The sequence below is a fragment of the Paracoccus niistensis genome (assembly GCF_042432925.1).
Taxonomy (GTDB): Bacteria; Pseudomonadota; Alphaproteobacteria; order Rhodobacterales; family Rhodobacteraceae; genus Paracoccus; species Paracoccus niistensis.
In genome coordinates, this window is the sequence record NZ_JBHLWE010000018.1 from 1 (window position 1) to 5,596 (window position 5,596).

The window sequence follows — 5,596 nt, forward strand, 5'->3', positions numbered from 1 at the left end:
CAACCCGGTTGTAGGAGCCGGTAAACCCCAGTGCGACCAGATCGGCATGTAGCTGCGTCAGGGGGCGGCGCTGCTTGCGCGACTTCAAGGTCTCGGTCTTCAGCCAGGCTGCCAGTTTGTCGGCGAACGGGTCGAGCTTGCTGGGCCGCTCCGGCACCGAGAACCTCGGCTCGACCGTGCCCGCCTTCAGATACTTCCTGATGGTGTTGCGCGACAGCCCGGTCCGACGCGCGATCTCGCGGATCGGCAGCTTCTCTCGCAAGGCCATGCGGCGGATGACGTTCAAAAGTCCCATGTGGATCACTCCGATGCCCCCGTCGCTCACCGCGTTCGGAGGAAGGGTCACATGGGTCAAATCTCAGTGGAAATCAGGCGCCGTGCCGGGTCAGTTCCAAGTGGAAATCAACACTATCTGCACTCTCTTTGCCGATAGGCATCCGCTCAATCAGCGCAAGGCACATGTCCCGAGCACGATCCGGCGATGAACAGAACACCAAGGTAGGACGAAGCGCCTTTTCAGCCACGAACGATGCAATAGCTCCTGTTGAGCCATCCAAGATAATGCGTTCAATATCGACTGCAACGGTTCGGAAGTCGGTCTGAAAGAACTCGAACTCGACTCGTGGTGAACGCCAAAGAAGAGTCGAGATCATCGGTCCAAGCATGAAGAACTGCTTTGATTTCGGGACTAGTCGCCGCACCGCCAGACCTAAGCTGACCGTTCGAGGATCTTGCCCCTTGGCATCTATCTTGTAGAACTCATCAACAACAAGAAGATCAATCTGCGTGAGATCGGTCCTAGCCAAAGCACGTTCCTGAGTTAGGACGTAAATCTGCCGTCTATTAGGATCGGCTGCCTGCTGCTCATTCCAGATAATTTGTACATCATCACCGAGTCGAGCGAACAAGCGCCTTTTTGTTTCATCAATGAGTGCGATTGTTGGAACAATAATGACTACCCTCCGCCTTTTAGCCGAGGCGCAAAGCATGTCGATGATGAGCGACTTCCCGAATGATGTGGGCGCGCTCAGAATGACGTTCCTTCCATCTTCCAGCCGCTCAATGATCTTTAACTGCTCTCGATGGTAGACGATCTGCTGATCTGAGCTCGACCGATATGCTTCGTAAGTAAGTTGATCTCGGTACGTTAGGTGATTGGGATCGGCGTAAGGAAACAATCCTGCTTGGCGAAGGAGTGCGCTCTGCATATCTAGAAGGCCGTGTGGGATGTCAGCTTCTATGCGCTCAATCGCATCCGTCAGACGGATTACAGCTTCAAGGACATCAGCGCTTTCCGGCCCTCTAAGCGCAATCTCAGTCGCAATACCCCGCCCTAAATCGAACAGAGCATCCGGACTCTGATCTGCGCTCAATCGTTCACGAAACTCCTTAAGATTCACGTGAAAAACCCTTTCAGTCGGGCATCAAATCTTTCTTGAAAATCTGCCTTATCGCCCAGTGGTATTGCTAAAATCTGTATGGTGATAGGATGTGGAAGTTTGGCTTCCTCCGCAAATTTCTTGAGGGGAGCTAATTCCGACGCTAAATTCTCTAGGTATGTTTTTTCTGAACTATAATTTCTCACTGAATTGCTATCATACGCAATTAATATGGGAAAGATTCCGTGGGAAATCAAAGTGTCAAGGCGCTCCCTATCTGAGAACGCTCTCGCAACTGCCTCTCTATTTGGCAGGTCATCAGGGATTTTTCCTGCAATCAAAGATTTCTCTTGCTTCAAGAACTTGGGATCGAGGTGTTCAATAACTGAATTGAAGGCTTCCTTGATTGCAGCTTGTGGATCAAGATAGAATTTCGATTCACCCAACCAAATTTCAGCGCCAAGGTCATTTGCGGCGGGAACCATATGAACCATGTCAAATCCTTTTACGGTGTCATTATAGGAGCTTTTGTAAACAAGTTTGCAAATGACCGGAACAGTTTTGAATGTCTGGCGACAAGCAATATGAAGTAGGAGTTCTCCGATCTCTCCACGGCGCTGATACTTCTCGGTTGTGTAAAGACGCTGCGCGGCTTGACCCATTATCGTCGCGGGTTCTATGGCTATACGATCAGCATACTCCTTCTCGGTTAAACAAAAACTTGGTAGCCAATTGAGTAGGTGCGTGATCAGCTCATCTCGACGCCATTTGCCAAGATCAAAACCTGCGCAAAGTGACCGCAGATGTGGCGGTAGTTTGATGTCAGTCGAACGGACTTCCAGAAATGCTGGCGGGCATGGAAGAGCTGGCACGGAGTTTCTCGTTCCTTCCTCTGCTACAATCAATCAGGAGCGTATCCTGACTTCTCGGCAGATCGCTACTGTCTTGTTGTGATCAATCATCTGCGAGGCGGCCGACAGGAAACATATCCTCACCGTAATGGTGCAGCTTGACGTGATGGCTACGGCATAGCCACCGCACGTTCAGGGGTTCATCGTATCGGTCGTGGTGAGCATCGACCTTGGCAACGCCGCAGACCTCGCAGGTCTGCTTTTCCAGTGCGCCAGACATGAGCGCCCGCTGGACGGCAAGATGGGCCTGATACTTTGGCAGGTTGGTGCGGCGCCAGTTCGTTTGACGGGTCTCGCTTTTCAGCGACGGTGGACGGGGAGGCTTTGGATCGTCCGTCATCACGCCGCCGCCGCCTGCCGGCCCAATGTGCGATACACTGTCGGTCGCGAGATCGAAAACACCTCTGCCAGATCACTGATGGAATAGTTGCCGGTGTCATACATGCGCCGCAGCTCCTGCTGCTGGCGCTCCGACAGCTTCGGCTTCTTGCCGCGCAGCTTGCCCTTGGCGCGGGCCACCGCCATGCCCTCGCGGGTTCGCATGCGGATCAGGTCAGCCTCGAACTCGGCAAAGGTGGCCAGGATGTTAAAGAACAGCTTGCCCATAGGATCAGTTGGATCATGGATCGAGGTGCCAAGCTGAAGCTTGATCCCGCGCGCGGCCAAGTTGTCGGCTATGTCTCGGGCATCAGGGACGGAGCGCGCCAGCCGGTCCAGCTTCGGCACAACTAGCGTGTCACCCTCCCGCAAGGCTGCAAGCGCCTGATCGAGACCAGGGCGGGCGCGGTTCGTGCCGGTAAAGCCGTGGTCGGTGTAGATGCGATCGGAGGCGACCCCGAAGCTGGCAAGGATACCCTTCTGCGCAGCAAGGTCCTGTTTGTCGGTGGAACAGCGGGCGTAGCCGATCAAGATCTGTGACATGGCCCGATCTGTAACAGTAGCCGCCCCTTCATTGCAAAAAATATCGGACCATTCATCTGAGATTCTGTCCAATCAGCAAATGTTGGCCTTCGACGAGCCTGTTCAGGGGCAAGCTGACCGTCCTCTTAACGATCCGTCACGGACAATAAGACTTCTGATTTTTGCGACGAGTCTCTCGGATGCGAAATCGTTAGCAATAGCTTATGGGAAATCTCAGTTGCAAACGGCGGAAACGGCTGTGGGCAAGAACCTATAGACTGAAGAACGCGCAATATTGAGGCGCTTGGCGATGGCGGTAGGACTGAGCCCTTCTTGCACATGCAGCCGCCGCACCTCGGCAGGGTCGATCTTCGGCCTGCGCCCCTTGTAGACACCGCGCTCCTTGGCCGCGGCGATCCCCTCCATCTGCCGCTCGCGGCGCAGGTTGGTTTCGAACTCGGCAAAAACCCCTAGCATGTCGAAGAAGGCCTTACCGGCAGCGGTCGCGGTATCCACCGGCTGCTCGGTCGCCTTCAGGGTCACGCCCTTTGCTGTCAGTTCGTAGACGATGTCCTGCAGGTCCTTGAGGGAGCGTGCCAGCCGGTCAATGCGAGTGATGACAAGAGTGTCGCCCGGGCGCAGGAACTGCAGCAGGATGTCGAGTTCGGCGCGGCCCTCGCGAGAGGCGCCAGTCTTCTTCTCGGCCCGGATCACCTGGCAGCCTGCGGCCCGCAGCGCAGCCTCCTGCAACGAGAGATCCTGGTCGGTCGTAGACACGCGAGCGTAGCCGTAAAGAGTCATAAGCTGCCGTTTCTGTCCGGTTGGGGTCTAGACCCGATCACGCTACTGTTCGAAATCCTCCAAAGCAACCCTGATCGGACGCACGCCGGCGTCCGATGCGTTTGTTCTTCTAGCGTATACCCGAATTGACACTATTTCGGTAGAGTACCGTGCAGATGGTTCTTCGAGTGCATGATCGTGTCAACTGCCTCATCATGGCTTGTTTGGCACGACAGTACCATTGTAAGCTACTAGGTATGAATATGGCTAATGACGTTTTAAGAGGGCGGATGACATGACTGCGCAGAGGGTCAGGATCATCGAAGGAGGCAAGCTCATCATCCCAGCTCCGATGCGGCGGAAACTCGGGATAAGCACAGGCGATACCGTCCTTGTCGATATTGAGGACGGCGAACTGCGTGTCCGTTCGCTCACGCAAGCCATCGCTCGAGCTCAGGCCATTCTGCGGCGCCATGTGCCGGAAGGCGTGTCCCTGGCCGACGAACTAATTGCGGACCGCAGACGCGAGGCTGAGCGTGAGTAGGATGGTGGTGCTCGACTCCTCCGCCCTGCTCTGCGTGCTGAACGGAGAGGCCGGCGTGGAGCGCGTAGCGGAGGCGCTGCCCTCGGCAGTGATCGGCGCCGCGAACCTCGCGGAGGTCGTTACCAAGCTGCGGGAGCGTGGTCTGAGCGCCGAAGAGGTGGAGGAGGTACTTGGCGGCCTTCACCTTGATGTCCGCCCGTTCACCCCTGCCCAGGCCTACGCAACCGGCCATCTCAGGCCCGCCACGCGAACCCTCGGCCTTTCGCTTGGGGATCGTGCCGGCTTGGCGCTCGCGGCTGAACTCGGCGTTCCCGCTCTGACGGCAGATCAGGCCTGGAGCAGTGCCGACGTCGGCGTGAAAGTCGAGGTGATCCGAAGGTAGAGCAGCGATCTGCGAGATGCAGCATCCAGTCTCCTGCTTACCTCTGACACCGTTGCCGATCAGTGTATCCGGATCGCAGCTGAGCAAGGGAATGCCAGACATCTGATTTCCTGGCAGGGTTCTCTGACAGTGATGAATGGGAGCGGCGAGCCTCTCAGACCGGTCGACGAGGACGGCGGGACGGCCCCCAAAGTCTAAACGCTGTGGGGCTCGACACCTCGGTCCCGAAGAGGTGGAAGCAGAGGCCCGCCCTTTATACGGGCGCCTTTGCCGGAACGATGCGGCCACGTGTTGATTTCCACTTGGAACTGACCCGGCACGGCGCCTGATTTCCACTGAGATTTGACCCATGTGACCCTTCCTCCGAACGCGGTGAGCGACGGGGGCATCGGAGTGATCCACATGGGACTTTTGAACGTCATCCGCCGCATGGCCCTGCGAGAGAAGCTGCCGATCCGCGAGATCGCGCGTCGGACCGGGCTGTCGCGCAACACCATCAGGAAGTATCTGAAGGCGGGCACGATCGAGCCGAAGTTCACGGTGCCGGAGCGGCCCAGCAAGCTCGACCCGTTTGCCGGCAAGCTGGCAGGCTGGCTGAAGACCGAGACCTTGAAGTCGCGCAAGCAGCGCCGCCCGCTGACGCAGCTACATGCCGATCTGGTCGCACTGGGGTTTACCGGCTCCTACAACCGGGTTGCTG

General features: G+C 56.7%; 9 protein-coding genes. 3 read left to right on the forward strand and 6 right to left on the reverse strand.

What is annotated here, in order from left to right; genetic code table 11:
• The 6 genes from ACFFII_RS07115 to ACFFII_RS07140 all read right to left on the reverse strand — a co-directional run.
• A partial coding sequence (locus ACFFII_RS07115; protein ID WP_377698200.1) for a winged helix-turn-helix transcriptional regulator occupies nucleotides 1-295 on the reverse strand: 295 nt, incomplete at its 3' end.
• 73 nt (nucleotides 296-368) lie between these two features.
• Nucleotides 369-1,400, reverse strand: coding sequence for a DEAD/DEAH box helicase (locus ACFFII_RS07120; RefSeq protein WP_377698194.1), 1,032 nt, complete (start codon nucleotides 1,398-1,400; stop codon nucleotides 369-371).
• A complete protein-coding gene (locus ACFFII_RS07125) occupies nucleotides 1,397-2,251 on the reverse strand; it encodes a HamA C-terminal domain-containing protein (protein ID WP_377698195.1) in 855 nt (284 codons plus the stop codon). The genes ACFFII_RS07120 and ACFFII_RS07125 overlap by 4 nt, the downstream gene beginning before the upstream one ends.
• An 82-nt stretch (nucleotides 2,252-2,333) precedes the next feature.
• Nucleotides 2,334-2,633, reverse strand: coding sequence for a hypothetical protein (locus tag ACFFII_RS07130; RefSeq protein WP_377698196.1), 300 nt, complete (start codon nucleotides 2,631-2,633; stop codon nucleotides 2,334-2,336).
• Nucleotides 2,630-3,199, reverse strand: coding sequence for a recombinase family protein (locus ACFFII_RS07135; RefSeq protein WP_446686938.1), 570 nt, complete (start codon nucleotides 3,197-3,199; stop codon nucleotides 2,630-2,632). The genes ACFFII_RS07130 and ACFFII_RS07135 overlap by 4 nt, the downstream gene beginning before the upstream one ends.
• A gap of 225 nt (nucleotides 3,200-3,424) precedes the next feature.
• The gene (locus ACFFII_RS07140; protein ID WP_377698197.1) at nucleotides 3,425-3,991 is read right to left on the reverse strand and encodes a recombinase family protein; all 567 of its coding nucleotides are present in this window, start codon (nucleotides 3,989-3,991) and stop codon (nucleotides 3,425-3,427) included.
• Between the two features lie 274 nt (nucleotides 3,992-4,265).
• Between ACFFII_RS07140 and ACFFII_RS07145 the strand changes: the two genes are divergently transcribed.
• The 3 genes from ACFFII_RS07145 to ACFFII_RS07155 all read left to right on the forward strand — a co-directional run.
• The gene (locus tag ACFFII_RS07145) at nucleotides 4,266-4,514 is read left to right on the forward strand and encodes an AbrB/MazE/SpoVT family DNA-binding domain-containing protein (RefSeq protein WP_377698198.1); all 249 of its coding nucleotides are present in this window, start codon (nucleotides 4,266-4,268) and stop codon (nucleotides 4,512-4,514) included.
• Nucleotide 4,515: 1 nt separating this feature from the next.
• Complete coding sequence (locus ACFFII_RS07150) at nucleotides 4,516-4,896, forward strand: type II toxin-antitoxin system VapC family toxin (RefSeq protein ID WP_377698199.1); 381 nt, start codon at nucleotides 4,516-4,518, stop codon at nucleotides 4,894-4,896.
• Between the two features lie 402 nt (nucleotides 4,897-5,298).
• A partial coding sequence (locus ACFFII_RS07155; RefSeq protein WP_377698203.1) for a winged helix-turn-helix transcriptional regulator occupies nucleotides 5,299-5,596 on the forward strand: 298 nt, incomplete at its 3' end.